We start from the raw sequence: 19,206 nt of genomic DNA, 5'->3' as shown, positions 1-19,206 counted from the left end.
ATATTAGTAGTTCATCTTAAACAAATAGAAAAATCAAGGTAATATCGTAGATATTAAAAAAAAAGAGGTGTAAAAAATGGCTGAAGGAGCAACAGTAAAAAGATTAAGTAAAGTAGCCAGAGAGTTTAATGTAGGAATTAACACTCTCGTAGAATATTTGGCGTCAAAAGGTGTTCAGGTTGAAAGTAACCCAAATACTAAAATTGATGGAGAAACATATAATATTCTAGTTGGTGAATTTCAATCGGAAAAAAGTGCTAAAGAGGAATCTAAAAAAGTTTCTATTGGCACAGAAAAAGAAACAATATCTATAGAACCGATAGAGTCTGTTGTTGAACCTAAGGTTGAAAGTCCAAAAGAGGAGTCTCCTGCAACTTCTGAAAAAGGTAAAGATGAAGAAATAAAAGTAGTAGGTAAAATTGACTTATCTACTTTGAATTTGAAAACTCGCCCTGATAAAAAACCAAAGCAAAAGGAAGAACCTAAGGTTGAAGCTCCTAAAAAAGAAGAGCCTAAGGTTGAAAAAGCAGTTAATAAAACTGAAGAGAAACCAATTGAAAAGATTGAAGAGAAGCCAGAAGCTGCTCCTAAAAGAGAAGAGATAGAAACGGTTTATGAAAAATTATCAGCTCCAAAGGTGTTAGGTAAAATTGAATTACCAGTTAACAAGCCTAAAACCAAAGCTAAACCTGTTGCATCTTCTGAAGGTGGTGCTGATGCGTCTAAAAAGAAAAGAAAACGATTACCTCGTAAAGTAGATGTAGCTACAAATGCTAATAAAAATACAGGTAGAACACCATTTAAGAAAGGTGGAGGAAGAGTTGAGAAAAAAGAAGAGTTAACAGAACAACAAATACAAGATCAAATTAAGGAAACACTTGCTAAATTAACAGGTGGAGGTAAAAGTAAAGCTTCTAAGCATAGAAGAGATAAACGTCAGGCTGCGAGTGAGCAAAATGAAATGGCTGCTGAAATACAAGAAGCAGAAAAAAGACTTTTGAAAATCACCGAGTTTGTTACAGTAAGTGAAATAGCATCTATGATGGATGTTGGGGTAAATGATATTATTGGAGCTTGTATGAGCTTAGGTTTATTCGTATCAATTAACCAACGTTTAGATGCTGAAACATTATCAATAATTGCTGAAGAATACGGATTCTTTGTTGAGTTTGTTTCAGCAACAGAAGAGAGTGAGGCAGTACTTGATAGTGAAGATAATGAAGAGGATTTAGTTGAAAGATCTCCGATTGTAACAGTGATGGGACACGTTGATCATGGTAAAACTTCTTTACTAGATTATATTCGTGAAGCGAATGTTATTGGAGGAGAAGCTGGTGGAATTACACAGCATATCGGTGCTTATTCTGTTGGACTAAAAAGTGGTAAAAAAGTAGCGTTTTTGGATACACCTGGTCACGAAGCCTTTACGGCTATGCGTGCAAGGGGTGCGCAAGTAACAGATGTTGTAATTATTGTAATTGCAGCTGACGATAGTGTGATGCCGCAAACAAAAGAAGCAATTAACCATGCTCAAGCAGCTGGAGTTCCAATTGTTTTTGCTTTCAATAAAATTGATAAGCCGGGTGCTAACGCTGATAAAGTAAGAGAAGAACTTTCTACTATGAATATTTTAGTAGAAGATTGGGGAGGTAAATACCAAGCACAAGAGGTATCAGCAAAAACTGGTCAAGGTATTGAAGATTTATTAGAAAAAGTTGCTTTAGAAGCAGAAATGCTTGATTTAAAAGCTAATCCAAATAAAAATGGTGTTGGAACTGTAATAGAATCTGAGTTGGATAAAGGGAGAGGATATGTATCTACAATTTTAGTGCAAGCAGGAACAATGAAAATTGGAGATATTTTACTAGCAGGATGTTATAGCGGTAGAGTAAAGGCAATGTTCAACGAAAGAGGACAGAAGGTTGAAGAAGCAGGACCATCTACACCAGTATCTATATTAGGTTTGAATGGAGCACCAAATGCAGGTGATAAATTCCATGTTATGGATGATGAGAAGGAAGCTAGATCTATTGCAGAAAGAAGACTACAATTACAACGTGAGCAAGGTGTTAGAACACAAAAACACATTACACTTGATGAAATTGGTCGTCGTTTAGCAATTGGTGACTTTAAGGAACTTAATGTTATTCTTAAGGGTGATGTGGATGGTTCTATTGAAGCATTATCGGATTCGTTACAAAAACTATCAACAGAACAAATACAAGTTAACATTATACATAAATCAGTAGGTCAAATTTCTGAATCTGATGTAATGCTAGCAGCAGCTTCTGAAGCAATTATTATTGGTTTCCAAGTTAGGCCATCGGTTGGAGCTAGAAAAACAGCTGAGAAAGAGCAAATTGATATTAGATTATACTCTATTATTTACGATGCAATTGAAGAGGTTAAAGATGCTATGGAAGGCATGTTAGCTCCTAAGGTTGAAGAGAAAATAGTTGGTACTGTAGAAATTAGAGAAGTATTTAAAATTTCTAAAGTAGGTACAATTGCTGGTTGTATGGTACAGGAAGGAAAAGTATTTAGAAACAGTAAAGTAAGATTGATTAGAGATGGTATTGTAATTTTTGATGGCTTACTTGGTTCATTAAAACGATTTAAGGATGATGTAAAAGAAGTAGCTAAGGGTTACGAGTGTGGATTGAACATTGCCAACTATAATGACATTAAAGTTGATGATATTGTTGAAGCATACGAATTGGTTGAGATTAAACAAAAACTGAAATAATTAGTGTAAAAATAAAAAAACAAAAAAGCCACTCAAAGAGTGGCTTTTTTGTTTTAGGGTAAAAACCTTGTATTTAATTTACTGTTCCAAAGCAAAGTCTATATAAGTATAAACATCGCTAGGTATGTTATTAATAAATTCTTTAGAACGTTTATGTCCTAAACGAACAATTACTAAGTTTTTTTCAGGAATAGTAATAATATATTGCCCTTGAATTCCTCTACAGAAAGAGATGTCTAAATTTTTGTAATAGGTAGTCCAAACATGGTAGCCATAAAAATCTACTGGTTTGCCTTCAGGTGTTTTTAATGGGTATGCTGCGGCAATAGAATTCTTAATATAGTTTTCAGAAATAATACGCTCATTATTCCATAAACCATTATGTAAGTAAAGCTTACCAATACGAGCAAAGTCTCTAGCATTAGAGTAGAAACAACAATAAGCTTTTTCCAACCCATCTTTTTTATCTAAGCTCCACAATGCTTCATTTTTAGCTCCAATTCTTTGCCATATTGTTTTACTCATATATTCAGAAACAGACATGCCAGCAACCTTTTCGATTAAAAAAGAAAGGATAATGGTGTTTCCTCCCAAGTATTTCCATGTTACTCCAGGTGTTTCAGTTACTTTATAGTTTTCATTTAGTTTTTTAATATCTGTTCCATAATAAGCTTTTGCCATATGTCCAAAGGGGCTTTTGTAACTTTCATCAAAATCAATACCAGAACTCATAGTTAGCAAATGCTTAATAGTCAATTCTGGGTTGTCTTTATATTGAGGTAAATAATTTCCAATTGGGTCATTTACACTGTTTATTTTTCCTTCATCTAAAGCAATACCAACCAATAAACCAATAAAACTTTTAGCCATTGAAAAAGAGTTCGTTATTGAATTTTCATTGTATTCATCCCAATATTCCTCATAAATAATAGAATCATTTTTTGCGACTAAAAATGCAGCAGGCTTATAATTCTCAATTTCTTGATGTAAAGAATCGTTGGTAGTTGAGTTGTAATTTTTGCTCACTAGCCATGGTTGATATGTCTCTGTTTCAATTTTTCTACTTTCAAAAATAGCATGTTCATCAATACTAGGTCCAGTTTTACCGACTAAATAGGTAGTACTAACCGCTTTGAATAAATGGCTATTTCCAGTAATAACTGCTAATATTGATGCTAAAGCAATAACAAGAATTATGCTTAGTAGAATTTTTTTTAATCGTTTCATATTAGATGAATTCGGCTTCGAAAAGTGAACAAAAATGTTTCTTTAATTTTTCTTTAACTTCTTCTACGTCAATTTCTTGGTTAAGTTCTTTTTGTAAAGATGTAACTTGCTTATCGGTAATGCCGCAAGGCACGATGTTGTTAAAATAGTCTAAGTCAGGATTAATATTAAACGCAAATCCATGCATAGTAACCCAACGACTGCAACGTACACCCATAGCACATATTTTTCTAGCTTTAAGCGGATTATCAGCATCTATCCAAACCCCAGTGTAACCTTCGTATCTCTCACCTTTTATTCCGTATTCGGCTAGGGTTAATATTACCATTTCTTCTAAATAGCGAAGATATTTATGGATATCGGTAAAAAAGAAATCTAAATCTAAAATTGGATAACCAACTATTTGACCAGGGCCATGGTAGGTTATATCACCACCTCTATTTATTTTGTAATAAGTAGCGCCTTTTTGCTTTAAAAGCGCTTCAGAAAGCAGCAAATGGCTTTCATCGCCACTTTTGCCAAGTGTGTAAACGTGTGGATGTTCGCAAAAAAGTAAATGACTAATTGTTGGAGTAACTACTTTTTCAGCTTTTCGGTTTTCAATTTTAGCGTCAACGTTTGTTTTAAAAAGTTGTTCTTGAAAATCCCAAGCTTCTTTATAGTCTTTTAATCCTAAGTCTTGAAAATGTACTTTTGGCATTAAATTTTAGCTAACTCGTTTTTAAGACTTGTAATTACATCAACTTCTGTAACATCAATTCCTTTTTTCTCTGCCAATAAATAAGAAACCCAATCGCCTAGATGAATTAAGTATAAAGATCTTTCTAATCTAGAATTTCCTTTAGAATATATTTCAAGTATAGTTGAAGTGTACTTTTCAAAAACTGTTTTATTTACTTCCATTCTTTTTTGAGTACGGAAATAATCATCATCATTTCTGAAAATTACAACAGCTAAATCTTCATTTTTTGTAGTCCATCCAACTAGCTCGTTGTGGTTCATTTCAGGAATAGCATGATGCCAACAAAGCATTTTACCATTTTCGTTTACTTGTTGTCTAAAACGAACAGCAACTCCTTCGTACCAAGCGTCAGAATAAATTACAGGTATTTTCCCAAACAATTTTTCAGTAACTGATTTAGCCTCAGCTATAATGTTTTCTTCTTCTTTATTGATAATGGAGATTGCGTTGGTAAATTGCGTTGTATAGTCTGCAGAAATTACTTTATAGTGTTTTAATAACGTAAATAAAGTAGGGAAAGCTAACCCAAATGCAGCTCTTGGAGGATGTCCTCCAGGAATAATGATATGATTGTATCCATTTTCTTTAGCAAGTTCTTGTATTTTACCGCCAGAAGTAACACAAGCTATTTCAGCATTTTTAGCTTGAGCTTGTTCAATCATTTCTATCGTTTCTTCTGTGTTTCCAGAATAAGAGCAAGCTATAACTAATGTTGAACTATTTACAAAAGCAGGAATTTTATAATCCTTATTAATTACAATTGGAAGTGAAGCATCGTTTGCTATAACTTGAGAAACAACAGTTCCTCCAATTCCTGAACCACCTAAACCACAAATTAAAACAGATGTAATTTGTTTGTCGGTAGATTTAAAAGAGGTATTCTCACTAATATTAATAGATTGAGCTAAATGCTTTGTAAAATCTTCAATTAATTCTTTCATATTTGATGTGCTTATAAAACTTCCTTTTAAAGGGTCAGTAAAAATAAGAAATTCAATTATAATTACTCCATTCCTCACTATCTTATTAACTATATTTGTGTCATAATGCAGCAAGTTGTTAAAATATTAGTGATACGGTTTAGTTCAATTGGCGATATTGTGTTAACTACTCCGGTGTTGAGATGCCTTAAAAATCAGTTAGATGGAGAAGTGGAAATACATTACTTAACTAAAAAACAATATAAAAGTATTGTGGATAGCAATCCAAATGTTAGTAAAGTTTACACCATAGAAAAAAGTACGAACGAAATAATTGCTGACTTAAAAAATGAAGGCTACGATTATATTGTTGATTTACATAAAAACCTTCGTTCTAAAAGAGTTATTAAAAAATTGAAATGCCTATCGTTTAGTTTTGAGAAATTAAATTACCAGAAATGGTTAATGACTTCTTTTAAAATAAATAAGCTACCCAACATACATATTGTAGAACGTTATTTAAATGCAGTTAAATATTTGGGTGTTGAAAATGATGGGGTAGGCTTGGAATATTATATACCAACTAAAGATAAAGTTGATGTTAATACTTTGCCTTCCAATTTTAAAAATGGATATGTAAGCTTTGCCATAGGAGCTCAACATGCCACTAAATGTTTGCCTGAGCATAAAATAATTTCGATTTGTAAGCAATTACAGCAACCCGTTGTTTTGTTAGGAGGTAAAGAAGACGCTGAGAAAGCAGAACGAATTGTAAAAGCAGTTGGAGCTAATGTTTTTAATGCCTGCGGAAAATTTAATTTAAATCAATCAGCATCGTTGGTACAACAAAGTAAGGTACTGATTACACACGATACAGGCTTAATGCACATTGGAGCAGCATTAGGTATTAAAATTGTTTCTGTTTGGGGGAATACCATTCCCGAATTTGGAATGTACCCTTATTACCCAACGCAGCCTGAAAAGTTTGTAATGATAGAAAACAAAAACTTAAACTGCCGACCTTGTTCTAAAATAGGTTATGACAAATGCCCAAAAAAGCATTTTAAGTGTATGGAGGATATTGCTGTGAGTGAGGTGGTTAAATCTACTTTACAAAACTAGAATAGAATCGTTAATTCCAACTATTTAATTGAGTTTGTTCTAATATGATTTTTTTAGGAATATCATGAGCTCCTTCAAATTTAATGAGGGTAAAATCGACGCCTGATTTTGCTAACACCTCTTTTTGAGTTTGCACGTTTTTATCGGTAGCAAATTCATCTTTATCGCCTAACAAAACAAACGTATTGTTATTGTTTAAAAAGTCAAAAGTCATATCGTCAGGAAAAACACTTGCCCAAAGTATTAAATTATTAAAGGTTATTTTTTTGCTAGCAGCCCATCTACTTACTGTAGCTCCGCCTTGAGAAAAACCTAATAAATTAATTTTTACATTTTCGTTATTGTTTTCAGCAATATTAACCTCGTAGAGTTTGTTGAGGTAGTTAATATAATCTTCAATTTCTTCTTCTCTGTCTTCTTTAGTCATCCAGGTAGCGCCAACTCTACCATAAAAACCTTGGGTGTAAAATTTTGATAAGCCATCGGGGGCAATAATGCAAGTTTCTTCATTTAAAATGGGCTCAAATTTTTTGATAAAATATTTGGCTAACATTCCATAGCCGTGTAACACAAACCAAATTGTTTTGGCCGTTTTTACATTTCCTAATGTGTAATAGGTAGCAGTTTTTTCTACTTTAAGATTGTGTTTTTCGCTCATGGTTTTTTATGGCATTAGCGTCATATTTTATCATTAAAGCAATCCAAATAGATCTCGATACTCTTGTTACGTATGGCATTGTTAAAACTAAAGCAATAACATCGAAAATTAAAAACGGAATAATAGAAAATGCATTAAAAACAGTTAAAGCTACAAAAACAGCAACAGTGATGGCAATTGTTAATGCGTAGCTTACGTACATAGCACCATAATAAAACCCAGTTTCGATTTCAAAATCTTGCCCACATTTCAAACATCTTTTAGGCATATCAAAAAAACCTTTGTATTTGTATGAGCTTTTATTTACAAATAAATCTCCTTCCCTGCATTTAGGGCATTTAAGTTGAAGTACGCTTGGAAGTGCTTTTGGCATCTGTTTTATAATAAATTCTTTGTAAAGGTAATAAAAACAGCATCCTTTAATTTGATAAAAGTCAGTTTACTTTAATTAATTTCGCAGCATGGTTGGAATTAATGAGTTAACAGTAAATTTTGGTGAGCGATACCTTTTTAATAAAGTATCTTTTTTAATTAATAAACAAGATAGAATAGGTTTAGTGGGAAAGAATGGAGCAGGTAAATCTACCATGCTAAAAGTTATTGCTGGAGAAAATGTTCCAGATGAAGGGAATGTTTCTTTTCCTGCTGATTTTACCTTTGGCTATTTGCCTCAAGATATGGATTTTGTTCATGGACGTACTGTCTTAGAAGAAACAAAATTAGTATTTGAAGAGGTAAATAAGATTAATGATAAAATTGAAGAAATTAATCATCAATTGGCTACTAGAACTGATTACGAATCGGAAGAATATTTAGATTTATTAAACCACTTAAATGATTATAACGAACGCTTACAATTTATTGGCGGATTTAATATTGATGGAGAAATAGAAACTATTTTAAAAGGGTTAGGATTTACACCTAAAGATTTTAATAGACTAACCGATGAGTTTAGTGGAGGTTGGAGAATGCGAATAGAATTGGCTAAAATTCTTTTAACGAAATCAAATTTATTATTACTCGATGAGCCCACCAATCACTTAGATATAGAGTCGATACAATGGTTAGAAGATTTTTTAAAAGAATACCCTGGAGCCGTAGTTTTAATTTCACACGATAAAGCGTTTTTGGATCATGTGACTAATCGAACAATTGAAATTTCTTTAGGTAAAGTTTACGATTACAAAACCTATTATTCTAAATACTTAGAGCAACGACAAGAAAGAAGAGAACAGCAAATTGCTGCTTATACAAATCAGCAAAAACAAATTGCTGATACCGAAAAGTTTATTGAACGATTTAGGTCTAAAGCTACAAAAGCAGTTCAGGTACAAAGTAGAATTAAGCAATTAGATAAAATTGAACGTATAGAGATAGAAGAGGAAGATAATAGCTCAATGCGATTTTTCTTTCCTCCAGCACCACGGTCAGGAAAAGTTGTGGTTGAAGCTAGAAGTTTAGGTAAATCGTTTGGAGAGAAAGAGGTGTTTAAAGATGCTAGTTTTTATGTAGAACGAGGGAAAAAAATTGCCTTTGTAGGGAAGAATGGAGAAGGAAAAACAACGATGACCAAGATTTTGGTTGGAGAATTGGAGCATGAAGGAGAATTAGTTATTGGACACAATGTTGAGGTAGCGTATTTTGCTCAAAACCAAGCAGACGAATTAGATAAAGAATTGACCGTTTTTGAAACAATAGATAAAGCAGCTCATGGTGAGATTAGAAAAAAAGTGAGAAATCTTTTAGGTGCATTTATGTTTGGCGGTGAGGAAGCCGATAAAAAAATAAAAGTACTATCTGGAGGAGAAAGAGCTCGTGTTGCATTGTGTAAATTGTTACTTGAACCAGTTAATTTGTTAATTCTTGATGAGCCTACCAATCACTTAGATATTCGTTCAAAAGAGGTGTTAAAAGATGCGCTTAAACATTATGATGGAACACTTTTAGTAATTTCTCATGATAGAGATTTTTTAGATGGGTTGGTAGAAGAAATGTATGAATTTAAAGACGGAAAAGTAAAAGAGTTTTTAGGTGGAGTTTACGATTTCTTAAAATCTAAAAAAGTTGATAGCATTAGAGAGTTTGAGCAAGTAACTAAGCAGGTGGAGAAAAAAGAGAAAGAAGTTTCAACATCTCAATTGACTTACGAAGAAAAAAAACAATTAGACAAAGACATTCGTAAAGCTCAAAATCGAACAAATAATTTAGAGAAAAAGATAGAAGAGTTAGAAGGAGAAATTGAAAAGTTAAATGCTAAATTATTAGATCCAACCTTATATTCAGATGAACTTTTGGTGGAATATAACGAAGTTAAATCCAGCTTAGACCAAGCAATGATTGATTGGGAAGAAAGTCAATTGTTGGAAGAAGAATTGATTCGAAAGAAAGACTAATGTGTTTTAGTCATTGTTTCAGGAGTAGCGATAATAAAATGCGCTAAACTTTTGTTTTCTTCATCTAAAGCGTCCAATACTTTTTGTTCAACACAACTAATGGTAGCCACTTTTAAATCAGGGTTAGCTTGTTTTAAATACCACAAAATGCCTTCATAATTATTAGAGTGGTAAGCACCATTGTAATGAATAAAGGTTCTTCCTTCTACCCAGTTTTTTAAAATAAAATGAGCCATAGTTGCATCTTTACTTGCCTGTGCTTGTGCTAGAAAATCACCATTCATTCCATGTCCGTGAGCAGCCATTTTTTTCATTTCTACATAACCAGGTAGTTTGTCATCATACTTTAAAGGCAATGGAGCAATGTATTTTTTAGCTTCGTCAGATAAATGATTAAAGGCTTTAAATCCTTGTTTACTAACCATTTTAGCATATCTTCTAGGGATGTTTGTTGCAACAAAAGTTAATTGATTTCTTACTGCAAAATCAAGTAATGGATTATAATCTGTTTCATCATTTGGCCAAAGTTTTGCCTCACTTTTTAATGTTTTATAGTCAATATGACCACCTAAATATTCGTTAATTATTAGTTGGTTGTCCGCCTCATACATCTCGGCTCCTAGTGCTAGAAAATCATTGTATTTATTGTAAATATCTTTAGTTAATTCATATTGTAACCAATGATTTATTGGATTGTTATGTAATTCACCAAATAAAATTACATCAGCTTCAGCTACTTTTTTTAGTAGCTTCTCATAGCTCATTTTTTTCCCGTTTTGGTCAAAAATTTTATAAGCTCTTTTACCATCTTTAAAAGAGGTAAGTGCTATTGCCAAAAAGGTTAGTATAATTAATTTTACTCGCATAAGTGTTTGGTAATGATGCAAATGTAAACTTTAAAAAAGAACTTAACAATAAAAATTATAAGTAGTTTAAAGTGTGTTTAAATTCATTGATTATTAAGTTGTTAGCATTTTTTTTATTTAGCCAGTTGATGTGTGCTTTAATGATGTTTACAGCTTCTTCTTTTGTATCAATAGGCAGCGATTTTAAATTGTAAATCAAAGGTCGTTCCAAAAAATTAAGGTAAATATTGTTCACGTCTAAAAGTTTATTTTTAACTAAATACTGATGAAGCTCTGGTAAATTTAAAATATTTAGCGTACTAACTGTTGGAGTAATTTCGAAATAAATTTCAGGGCAAATCTGGAGCATTTTTTTTCTATTCGCTAAAAATTGATTCCAATTAAATCCTTCTCGTATTTCTTCTCCTAGCGAAAAAGTTCCGTCAATGCTAGCACTCACATGAACGTGTTTAAATTTTTTCCAGATTTCTAGAATACTTTTTTCTTTAAAATTCAGAATAGAAAAATTAGTGTTGTATCTAAGTTTGGTATTAACTAAATTTCTTTTTTCTAGTTCTTCTAAAATTAAATAGTGTTCCTCCATTATAAGAGGCTCTCCACCTGCAAAATAAATTTCTTCAACGTTGTCGATGTATTCAAATAATTCATCAAAATTATTGGTAAAAGCTTTAATTATTCTTTCATCGGATGCATTCCTTTTACTGCCTTCATTAAACCATGCTGAACTGTTTCCGTGCCAACAAGTTTTACATTTAAAATTGCAAATATTTGAAAATCGAATGTCTAAATAAATAGGTTCGGCATTATTGTTTTGAATCCTATCTATATCTTTTTTATACTTTCTATTTGAAATTTGTCGTAAACTCTCCTTGCCTGATTTTTCAATATTATAGCAATGAGAACATCTCTTGTCTGGAGTATTGTTTTTAAACTGTTCTCTTAAATCATTAAATTGTTCCCCATCCCAAATCTCTTTTATAGAATTGGTTTTAACGTCTCCTAAATACCTGTTATTATTACAGCATGGGTGTACCTTACCTGATTGGGATACATGCAAATGAATCCAAGGGAGAATGCAAAAATGTTTATTAGAAGTAAAATCCATTATACACTAAAACAAAAATCCCTTCTTTAGAAAGGGATTTTTTGTCTATTAAAAGTTTAAATTAAGCCTCCATGTAATCTTCGATAGGGTTACAGCTACAAATTAAGTTTCTATCCCCATAAGCATTATCAACTCTAGCAACAGTTGGCCAGTATTTTGCATCTTGCAACCATTCTAAAGGGAATGCAGCTTTTTCTCTAGAATAGCTATGTTTCCATTCTCCAGCAATAATTGCTTTTGAAGTATGAGGAGCATTTTTTAATACATTATCATCTTTATCTGCAGATCCTGAAAGAATTTCATTTACTTCATTTTTAATGCTAATCATAGTATCAATAAAACGATCTAATTCTGCTTTACTTTCGCTTTCTGTTGGTTCCACCATAAGTGTTCCAGCTACAGGGAATGATACAGTTGGTGCATGGAACCCATAATCCATTAATCGTTTAGCAATATCAGTTACTTCAATTCCTGAAGCTTGTTTAAAATCTCTACATTCTAAAATCATTTCATGAGCAACACGTTGGTTTTCATTTGTATATAAAATACCATAATGTCCTTCTAATTTTGATTTGATGTAATTAGCATTTAAAATAGCCAATTCAGTAGATTTTCTTAAACCAGCTGTACCTAACATTTTAATGTAGGCATAAGAGATTAAGCATACGTAAGCACTACCCCAAGGAGCAGAAGAAATAGATGTAATTGCATTTTCTCCTCCAGTTTTAACAATTGGGTTAGAAGGTAAAAACTCAGTTAAATGTTTTGCTACACCAATTGGTCCAACACCTGGTCCACCACCACCATGAGGAATAGCGAAAGTTTTATGTAAATTTAAGTGACAAACATCAGCACCAATATTTGCAGGATTTGTTAATCCCACTTGTGCGTTCATGTTCGCTCCATCCATATAAACTTGACCTCCATTTTCATGAATAATGTCGGTTATTTCAATTATACTTTCCTCAAAAACTCCATGAGTTGAAGGATAAGTTACCATGATACAAGATAAATTAGCAGCATGTAATTCTGCTTTTTCTTTTAAGTCAGCGACATCAATATTTCCTAATTCATCACATTTAGTAACAACAACTTTCATTCCTGCCATAATCGCGCTTGCAGGGTTAGTTCCATGAGCTGAAGAAGGAATTAGAGCAATATCTCTATGTGTGTCGCCTCTGCTTTCATGATAAGCTCTAATCACCATTAAACCTGCATATTCACCTTGAGCACCAGAGTTAGGTTGGAGTGTTACCGCATCAAATCCAGTAATTTCAGCTAAATCATCAGCTAAACCTTTTAACATTTCTTGATAACCTTGAGCTTGGTTAATTGGAGCAAAAGGATGAATGTTTGCCCACTCATTCCAGCCTAAAGGGATTAACTCTGAAGCTGCATTTAATTTCATTGTGCATGAACCTAATGAAATCATAGAATGTGTTAATGATAAATCTTTATTCTCTAAACGCTTAATGTATCGCATCATATCTGATTCAGAATGATATAATGCAAAATTTTCGTGTGTTAAGTATGAGGTTGTTCTAGTTAACTTTGAAGGAATACCATTAATAGTAGAAGCTTGGAATGAGTTTCCAGTTGCTTCAGCAAAAATAGAAGCTATTTCATTAATGCTATTTTCATTTTCAGTTTCTCCTATACTAACAGAAATAGTGTTTGAAGTATAATAAAAGTTAACTTCTTTTGCTAAAGCAATCTCTTTAATTTTTGAAATTAATGTTACATCAGCTTCATAAGTTAATGTGTCAAAAAAGCTATTGTTCAATCTTTTTAATCCTAAACTATCAATAGCTCCAGCTAATTTGCTAGTTAAAGAATTAATTGAAGAAGCAATATTTTTTATTCCCTCAGGACCATGATAAACACCATACATACCAGCAATTACAGCTAATAACACTTGGGCTGTACAAATATTAGAGGTTGCTTTATCTCTTTTTATATGTTGTTCTCTTGTTTGTAAAGCCATTCTTAAGGCTCTGTTTCCTTGGTCATCTATAGAAACACCAATAATTCTTCCTGGAATATTTCTTTTGTAAGCCTCTTTTGTAGCAAAATATGCAGCATGTGGTCCACCATAACCCATTGGTACACCAAAACGTTGAGTAGTTCCAACAACAACATCAGCTCCCCATTCTCCCGGAGGGGTTAATAGTGCTAAACTCATTAAATCGGCAGCAACTACAACTAAACATTCATTTGCATGTGCTCTTTCTACGAATGAAGCATAATCTTCTACCTGACCACTTGCATCAGGATATTGTACAATAGCTCCAAATACTTTTTCATTAAATTCAAATGATTCGTAATCACCAATAATTAATTCAATATCTAATGGGGTTGAACGTGTTTTTAATACATCAATCGTTTGAGGGAAGCATTTGTCAGAAACAAAAAATACATTAGCATTATTCTTCTTAGCTTCCCTTGTTCTACTGTTGTATGCCATAATCATAGCTTCACCAGCAGCAGTTCCTTCATCCAGTAAAGATGCGTTTGTAATTTCCATACCTGTTAAGTCCAATACTATTGTTTGGAAATTTAATAATGCTTCTAATCTTCCTTGAGAAATTTCAGCTTGGTATGGAGTGTAAGCAGTGTACCATCCTGGATTTTCAAATACATTACGCTTAATTACAGAAGGTAAAATTGTATTGTAATATCCTAATCCAATGTATGATTTATAAACTTTATTCTTATGAGATAAATCTTTAATATGATTTAAATATTCATATTCCGTTAAAGGCTCACTTAAATTAAGTTCGTTTTTTAATCGAATTTTTGAAGGTATTGTTTGATTAATAAGTTCATCAATAGAGTTTACACCTATTTCCGTTAACATTTGGTTAACATCAGTGTCTCTTGGACCAATGTGTCGGTCAGAAAATTTTTGTATTGACATAATTGTACGTTTTGTGAAATAAAAAGGCAAGCAAAAGTAATAAAAGAACAACATAAAAATGCTGTTTTTTAACCCTGTTAAGAAATAAAATAAAAGGATTGTTAAAATGTTAATCTTTCAATCTGAAATATCAATTAAAATTATTTCTTACAACAGAAATATCTTCGATTAAATTTCGATTTTTTTCAGCACCATTACCGATTACAATAATGTCAGCTCCTGCATTATAAACTTTGGTTGCAGTTTCAGCAGATTTAATTCCACCTCCAATAATTAAAGGGATATCTAAACTTGATTTTGTTTGTGTTATCATTTCATTTGAAATGGGCTGTTCAGCTCCACTTCCTCCATCAATATAAATTAACTTTTGTCCTAAATACTGTCCAGTTAAAGCAGTATTAGCAGCCAGTTCATTTTCTTTGAATGGAATAGGGGGTGTTTCACTTACTTTAATTGCAGTGGTTTGGTTTCCACAATCAACTAATAAATAACCTGTAGGAATAATTTCTAATTTACTGGTTTTTAGTTTTGGTGTTGCTAAGAGTTGAGTTCCTATTAAAAAATCTGGATTACGCCCAGAAATAAGTGATAAAAATAAAATACCATCGGCTTTTGTGCTAATGTGATTGTGACTTCCAGGAAAAAGTAAAACAGGAATGATAGAGTTTTCTTTTATGGCGTGAACAGTGTTGTCAATATTTCCATTGGTAATAATACTTCCTCCAACCAAGAAAAAATCAATTTTTACTTTATTGCATAATTGAATGGTTTTTAATAGTTCTGAAAAGTTTTGTTTGTCAGGGTCTATTAAAACTGAAAAGAGTTTTTTCTCTTGTTTAATTTTTAAAGCAATATTATGGTAAATGTCTTTAGTCATTCAGAAGCAATATTAATAATTACAAAGTATATACTAATAAGTAATTATCAATTTTATCCCAAACCATTTTTATTTCTTTACTAAAATCAGGCATATTAATTACACCTTCAAAGTAATTTGATTCATTAGAAAATGAATTAATAAAAAGGTTTTCGATAAATAAAACTTCTTTTTTTCCATAGTATTTGTAAAGAGCTTCTTTCGCTCCCCAATATAGAGTTAGGTGTTCATGAGATGTAATTATTTTTAAATCATCTTCATTTAAAAACTTATGTTTAATTCGTTCTACTTTTGTTGATATTTTTTCAATATCTATTCCACAATTTTCTTTTTCATTTAATATTATGGCAACATAGTCTCCTGAATGAGAAATTGAAATATTCCAATGATTACTTAAGCTAGGTTTGCCTAATTCATCATAAATAATTTCTACATCTTTAAAAAAGTGACTTAATAGAAGGCGAGTTGAAATCCATTGTTTAATTCTAGATTCACTTTTTGTTACAGGTAGTTTAGTTAGGTCTATGTTTAGAAGAGAGGATTGTTTAATTAAATCATCTTGATTTTCAGTAATATGCCAAACACCAACTTTAATATTGTTTGCTATGTTTTTTTGATGAAATAGTGGCATTTTACTAAAGTTATTATGTTATTCCTTAAATTTGCAGTCCTTAAAATTATAAAAACTATAACTAAATGAGTACACAAGTGGAAAGATTACCATACAAAGTTAAAGATATTACCCTTGCTGAATGGGGAAGAAAAGAAATTAGATTAGCTGAAGCAGAAATGCCAGGGTTAATGAGTTTAAGAGAAGAGTTTGGAACATCTAAGCCTTTAGCAGGAGCTAGAATTGCAGGATGTTTACACATGACAATACAAACAGCAGTTTTAATTGAAACATTAACAGCTTTAGGAGCTGAGGTTTCTTGGTCTTCATGTAACATATTTTCAACTCAAGATCAAGCTGCGGCTGCAATAGCTGCAACAGGAGTTCCTGTTTATGCTTGGAAAGGTTTAAATGAAGAAGAATTTGATTGGTGTATTGAGCAAACATTATTTGCTTTTGAAGGAGGAAAACCATTAAATATGATTTTAGATGATGGTGGAGATTTAACTAATATGGTTTTTGATAGATACCCTGAATTAACTAAAGATATTAGAGGATTATCGGAAGAAACAACTACTGGAGTTCATAGATTATATGAAAGAGTTTTAAATGGTACTTTAGTAATGCCTGCTATTAATGTTAATGATTCAGTTACGAAATCTAAATTTGATAACAAATATGGATGTAAAGAATCGTTAGTTGATGCTATAAGAAGAGCTACAGATGTGATGATGGCTGGTAAAGTTGCTGTAGTATGTGGTTATGGAGATGTTGGTAAAGGTTCTGCTGCTTCGTTAAGAGGTGCTGGAGCAAGAGTTATTGTTACAGAAATTGACCCAATTTGTGCACTACAAGCTGCAATGGATGGTTTTGCTGTTAAGTTATTAGAAAACGTAATTGGTGAAGCTGATATTATTGTTACTACAACTGGAAATAAAGATATTATCCAAGGTCAACATTTCGAAGCAATGAAAGACAAAACGATTGTTTGTAACATTGGTCACTTTGATAATGAAATTGACATGGCATGGTTAAATAAAAATTATGGTAATACTAAAGACACTATCAAACCTCAAGTTGATATGTATACTATTAAAGGAAAAGATATTATTGTTTTAGCTGAAGGTAGATTAGTAAACCTAGGGTGTGCTACAGGGCACCCATCATTTGTAATGAGTAATTCATTTGCTAACCAAACATTGGCTCAAATTGAATTATGGACAAATGCTAAAGCTTACAAAAATGAAGTTTACATGTTACCTAAGCATTTAGATGAAAAAGTAGCTAAATTGCACTTAGAAAAAATCGCAGTAGAGTTAACTACTTTACGTCCAGAGCAAGCAGCATATATTGGAGTTGCAGTTGAAGGACCTTATAAGCCAGAACACTACAGATACTAGAGATAAGTTTTTTAGATTTAAAAAAGCCTCAACGTAAGTTGGGGCTTTTTAATTATATATACGCAAAACAGTACCATCAAAAGATGTGTTATACTCTTTTAATGTTTGGGTAGCTGGTCCTTGAGTTACTTGACCGTTCGACATTAAAAACATAGAGCCACAACAATCATCTTTACCGGTAACATTGGTAACATCAACTGAAACCAGACCGCAACTGCTTGATGGATTAAAAGTGCAATGCCTATCAAATGCTTTGTATTGTCCATTAGTTCGGTAAACTATAATTCCTCTAGAACCTCCCGAAACATAAGTCCAACCATTGTCAACCTTTAAATGAATAAATTCTGGATTGGAAAGGTTTAAGTAGAGTTCAACAGCGACTAAAGGAATAGTAGAATTATCATCTTTATTACATCCTAAAAACGATAAAATAGATACAAATAATATGAGGATTAGTTTGTTCATAATTCAATGTAAAATTAGTAAATTCGGGCTACAATATTTTTCAAAAGGATGAAAGGAATAAAATACATATTAACAGTTTTTGCTTTATTAGCCTCTTTTACAGTTTTTTCACAAGAAACTAAAATGGTTAAAAACCGAAAAAAGATGTTAGAAAAGCAAGAAGAAGCTAAGGAGAAAGCCCAAGAAAAAGGACATCAAGAAGGATTAAAGAGGCATACGAAAATACAAACAAAAGCCACTCAAAAGCGTATGAAACAAACCGCAAAAAAGAATAAGCGTTTGCATAAAAACAAAGCAAAAAAAGAGTTTTTCTTAAAAAGATGGTTTAACTAGTGGAGAAAATCAGAGCCATTATTATTGATGACGAATTTTTTGCTCGCGAAAACTTATTAATGTTATTAAATGAGTTTTGTCCTGAAGTTGAGGTTGTCGGTATGGGGCAAAATGTAGAAGAAGCAAGGATTCTTTTAGCAGATCAAAAACCAGATGCTGTATTTTTAGATATCAGAATGCCAAGTGGAGAGGAAGGTTTAGAATTGTTGGAAGATGTGAAAACAGGAAATTTTCAAATTGTTTTTGTTACTGCATTTAAGGATTATGCAATTAAAGCTTTTAATGTAAACTCGATTCACTACATTCTAAAACCAATAGATATTGAAGACTTAAAAGATGCAGTAGATAAATTAAAGCACTATAAAACCATCTTTAAACAAGATAATAGTAATCTTCAAACTTATATAGAATCTTTAAAGAATTTTTCTGAAAATATTCATTACCAAAGTGAATCAAATAAAATTACTATTACCCATTTAAAAGGGATAAAAATTATAGAAGACTCTTCAATAATGTATTTAGAAGGAGAAGGGAATTGCACGAATTTACATTTTAATGATACTACCAATTTTTTCGATACACGAACTTTAAAAATTTATGATGAGATATTAAATCCAAATAAATTTTATCGAATTCATAAAAAATACATAATCAACTTAAATCAGTTAACAGATTATATTCATCAAGATGGGTATTTTGCTAAATTGAAAAACGGAGAAATGTTGCCTGTTGCTCGTGCAAGAGTTACCGATTTTATAAATAAAATTAAATCACTTTAAACCGGTTAATCTTTTTTAGCTACCTTTTAATTGATTATTCATACTA

17 protein-coding genes are annotated in these 19,206 nt (G+C 31.9%); 6 read left to right on the top strand and 11 right to left on the bottom strand.

Annotated features, from left to right (window positions below; genetic code table 11):
- Positions 1 to 76 precede the first annotated feature (76 nt).
- Entirely contained in the window at positions 77 to 2,746 is a 2,670-nt protein-coding gene (gene infB / locus FRY74_RS03405; protein ID WP_147098607.1) for a translation initiation factor IF-2, read from the top strand.
- 78 nt (positions 2,747 to 2,824) lie between these two features.
- Here infB and FRY74_RS03400 read toward each other — a convergent pair whose 3' ends face one another.
- Genes FRY74_RS03400 through FRY74_RS03390 form a run of 3 tightly spaced genes read right to left on the bottom strand, consistent with a single transcriptional unit; the run spans position 2,825 to position 5,656 of the window.
- Positions 2,825 to 3,973, bottom strand: coding sequence for a serine hydrolase domain-containing protein (locus FRY74_RS03400; RefSeq protein WP_147098606.1), 1,149 nt, complete (start codon positions 3,971 to 3,973; stop codon positions 2,825 to 2,827).
- A gap of 1 nt (position 3,974) precedes the next feature.
- The gene (gene lipB / locus FRY74_RS03395) at positions 3,975 to 4,673 is read right to left on the bottom strand and encodes a lipoyl(octanoyl) transferase LipB (protein ID WP_147098604.1); all 699 of its coding nucleotides are present in this window, start codon (positions 4,671 to 4,673) and stop codon (positions 3,975 to 3,977) included.
- Positions 4,673 to 5,656, bottom strand: a complete 984-nt coding sequence (locus tag FRY74_RS03390; RefSeq protein WP_147098602.1) for a bifunctional phosphoglucose/phosphomannose isomerase — start codon at positions 5,654 to 5,656, stop codon at positions 4,673 to 4,675. The genes lipB and FRY74_RS03390 overlap by 1 nt, the downstream gene beginning before the upstream one ends.
- A 129-nt stretch (positions 5,657 to 5,785) precedes the next feature.
- Here FRY74_RS03390 and FRY74_RS03385 point away from each other — a divergent pair, with 129 nt between their 5' ends.
- On the top strand, positions 5,786 to 6,757 hold the full coding sequence (locus FRY74_RS03385) for a glycosyltransferase family 9 protein (RefSeq protein WP_223265807.1): 972 nt from the start codon (positions 5,786 to 5,788) through the stop codon (positions 6,755 to 6,757).
- A gap of 10 nt (positions 6,758 to 6,767) precedes the next feature.
- Here FRY74_RS03385 and FRY74_RS03380 read toward each other — a convergent pair whose 3' ends face one another.
- Both FRY74_RS03380 and FRY74_RS03375 read right to left on the bottom strand, forming a co-directional pair.
- The gene (locus FRY74_RS03380) at positions 6,768 to 7,415 is read right to left on the bottom strand and encodes an alpha/beta hydrolase (protein ID WP_147098598.1); all 648 of its coding nucleotides are present in this window, start codon (positions 7,413 to 7,415) and stop codon (positions 6,768 to 6,770) included.
- Positions 7,393 to 7,788: a DUF983 domain-containing protein gene (locus tag FRY74_RS03375; RefSeq protein ID WP_147098596.1), complete on the bottom strand. Its 396-nt coding sequence runs from the start codon at positions 7,786 to 7,788 to the stop codon at positions 7,393 to 7,395. Before FRY74_RS03375 ends, FRY74_RS03380 begins: the two co-directional genes overlap by 23 nt.
- An 88-nt stretch (positions 7,789 to 7,876) precedes the next feature.
- Here FRY74_RS03375 and FRY74_RS03370 point away from each other — a divergent pair, with 88 nt between their 5' ends.
- Complete coding sequence (locus tag FRY74_RS03370) at positions 7,877 to 9,808, top strand: ABC-F family ATP-binding cassette domain-containing protein (RefSeq protein WP_147098594.1); 1,932 nt, start codon at positions 7,877 to 7,879, stop codon at positions 9,806 to 9,808.
- Here the strand turns inward: FRY74_RS03370 and FRY74_RS03365 are convergent.
- The 5 genes from FRY74_RS03365 to FRY74_RS03345 all read right to left on the bottom strand — a co-directional run bounded on the left by FRY74_RS03365 (position 9,805) and on the right by FRY74_RS03345 (position 16,204).
- On the bottom strand, positions 9,805 to 10,674 hold the full coding sequence (locus tag FRY74_RS03365) for a ChaN family lipoprotein (protein WP_147098592.1): 870 nt from the start codon (positions 10,672 to 10,674) through the stop codon (positions 9,805 to 9,807). The genes FRY74_RS03370 and FRY74_RS03365 overlap by 4 nt on opposite strands.
- Positions 10,675 to 10,729: 55 nt before the next feature.
- The gene (locus FRY74_RS03360) at positions 10,730 to 11,779 is read right to left on the bottom strand and encodes a twitch domain-containing radical SAM protein (RefSeq protein ID WP_147098590.1); all 1,050 of its coding nucleotides are present in this window, start codon (positions 11,777 to 11,779) and stop codon (positions 10,730 to 10,732) included.
- A 61-nt stretch (positions 11,780 to 11,840) separates the two neighbouring features.
- On the bottom strand, positions 11,841 to 14,696 hold the full coding sequence (gcvP, locus tag FRY74_RS03355) for an aminomethyl-transferring glycine dehydrogenase (protein WP_147098588.1): 2,856 nt from the start codon (positions 14,694 to 14,696) through the stop codon (positions 11,841 to 11,843).
- Between the two features lie 130 nt (positions 14,697 to 14,826).
- The gene (locus tag FRY74_RS03350) at positions 14,827 to 15,573 is read right to left on the bottom strand and encodes a geranylgeranylglyceryl/heptaprenylglyceryl phosphate synthase (protein ID WP_147098586.1); all 747 of its coding nucleotides are present in this window, start codon (positions 15,571 to 15,573) and stop codon (positions 14,827 to 14,829) included.
- Positions 15,574 to 15,592: 19 nt separating this feature from the next.
- Positions 15,593 to 16,204 (bottom strand): 4'-phosphopantetheinyl transferase family protein, encoded by a 612-nt coding sequence (locus FRY74_RS03345; protein WP_147098584.1) that lies wholly within the window; start codon positions 16,202 to 16,204, stop codon positions 15,593 to 15,595.
- 65 nt (positions 16,205 to 16,269) lie between these two features.
- Here FRY74_RS03345 and ahcY point away from each other — a divergent pair, with 65 nt between their 5' ends.
- Complete coding sequence (gene ahcY, locus FRY74_RS03340) at positions 16,270 to 17,583, top strand: adenosylhomocysteinase (protein ID WP_147098582.1); 1,314 nt, start codon at positions 16,270 to 16,272, stop codon at positions 17,581 to 17,583.
- 48 nt (positions 17,584 to 17,631) lie between these two features.
- Here the strand turns inward: ahcY and FRY74_RS03335 are convergent, their stop codons facing one another.
- On the bottom strand, positions 17,632 to 18,048 hold the full coding sequence (locus tag FRY74_RS03335; RefSeq protein ID WP_147098580.1) for a Rieske (2Fe-2S) protein: 417 nt from the start codon (positions 18,046 to 18,048) through the stop codon (positions 17,632 to 17,634).
- A gap of 48 nt (positions 18,049 to 18,096) precedes the next feature.
- Here FRY74_RS03335 and FRY74_RS03330 point away from each other — a divergent pair, with 48 nt between their 5' ends.
- Both FRY74_RS03330 and FRY74_RS03325 read left to right on the top strand, forming a co-directional pair.
- The gene (locus tag FRY74_RS03330; RefSeq protein WP_147098579.1) at positions 18,097 to 18,381 is read left to right on the top strand and encodes an EMC3/TMCO1 family protein; all 285 of its coding nucleotides are present in this window, start codon (positions 18,097 to 18,099) and stop codon (positions 18,379 to 18,381) included.
- A complete protein-coding gene (locus tag FRY74_RS03325) occupies positions 18,381 to 19,160 on the top strand; it encodes a LytR/AlgR family response regulator transcription factor (RefSeq protein WP_147098577.1) in 780 nt (259 codons plus the stop codon). The genes FRY74_RS03330 and FRY74_RS03325 overlap by 1 nt, the downstream gene beginning before the upstream one ends.
- Positions 19,161 to 19,206: the final 46 nt, after the last annotated feature.

The sequence above is a fragment of the Vicingus serpentipes genome (genome assembly GCF_007993035.1).
GTDB lineage: Bacteria > Bacteroidota > Bacteroidia > Flavobacteriales_E > Vicingaceae > Vicingus > Vicingus serpentipes.
The sequence above is the reverse complement of the archived record's forward strand: the minus strand, read 5'-3'. Positions and strand labels throughout refer to the sequence as shown.

Bases quoted from the DNA above. Each gene is read 5' to 3' on its own strand.
- infB (WP_147098607.1), top strand. From the start codon at position 77: ATGGCTGAAGGAGCAACAGTAAAAAGATTAAGTAAAGTAGCCAGAGAG.
- FRY74_RS03400 (WP_147098606.1), bottom strand. From the start codon at position 3,973: ATGAAACGATTAAAAAAAATTCTACTAAGCATAATTCTTGTTATTGCT.
- lipB (WP_147098604.1), bottom strand. From the start codon at position 4,673: ATGCCAAAAGTACATTTTCAAGACTTAGGATTAAAAGACTATAAAGAA.
- FRY74_RS03390 (WP_147098602.1), bottom strand. From the start codon at position 5,656: ATGAAAGAATTAATTGAAGATTTTACAAAGCATTTAGCTCAATCTATT.
- FRY74_RS03380 (WP_147098598.1), bottom strand. From the start codon at position 7,415: ATGAGCGAAAAACACAATCTTAAAGTAGAAAAAACTGCTACCTATTAC.
- FRY74_RS03375 (WP_147098596.1), bottom strand. From the start codon at position 7,788: ATGCCAAAAGCACTTCCAAGCGTACTTCAACTTAAATGCCCTAAATGC.
- FRY74_RS03370 (WP_147098594.1), top strand. From the start codon at position 7,877: ATGGTTGGAATTAATGAGTTAACAGTAAATTTTGGTGAGCGATACCTT.
- FRY74_RS03365 (WP_147098592.1), bottom strand. From the start codon at position 10,674: ATGCGAGTAAAATTAATTATACTAACCTTTTTGGCAATAGCACTTACC.
- FRY74_RS03360 (WP_147098590.1), bottom strand. From the start codon at position 11,779: ATGGATTTTACTTCTAATAAACATTTTTGCATTCTCCCTTGGATTCAT.
- gcvP (WP_147098588.1), bottom strand. From the start codon at position 14,696: ATGTCAATACAAAAATTTTCTGACCGACACATTGGTCCAAGAGACACT.
- FRY74_RS03350 (WP_147098586.1), bottom strand. From the start codon at position 15,573: ATGACTAAAGACATTTACCATAATATTGCTTTAAAAATTAAACAAGAG.
- FRY74_RS03345 (WP_147098584.1), bottom strand. From the start codon at position 16,204: ATGCCACTATTTCATCAAAAAAACATAGCAAACAATATTAAAGTTGGT.
- ahcY (WP_147098582.1), top strand. From the start codon at position 16,270: ATGAGTACACAAGTGGAAAGATTACCATACAAAGTTAAAGATATTACC.
- FRY74_RS03335 (WP_147098580.1), bottom strand. From the start codon at position 18,048: ATGAACAAACTAATCCTCATATTATTTGTATCTATTTTATCGTTTTTA.
- FRY74_RS03330 (WP_147098579.1), top strand. From the start codon at position 18,097: ATGAAAGGAATAAAATACATATTAACAGTTTTTGCTTTATTAGCCTCT.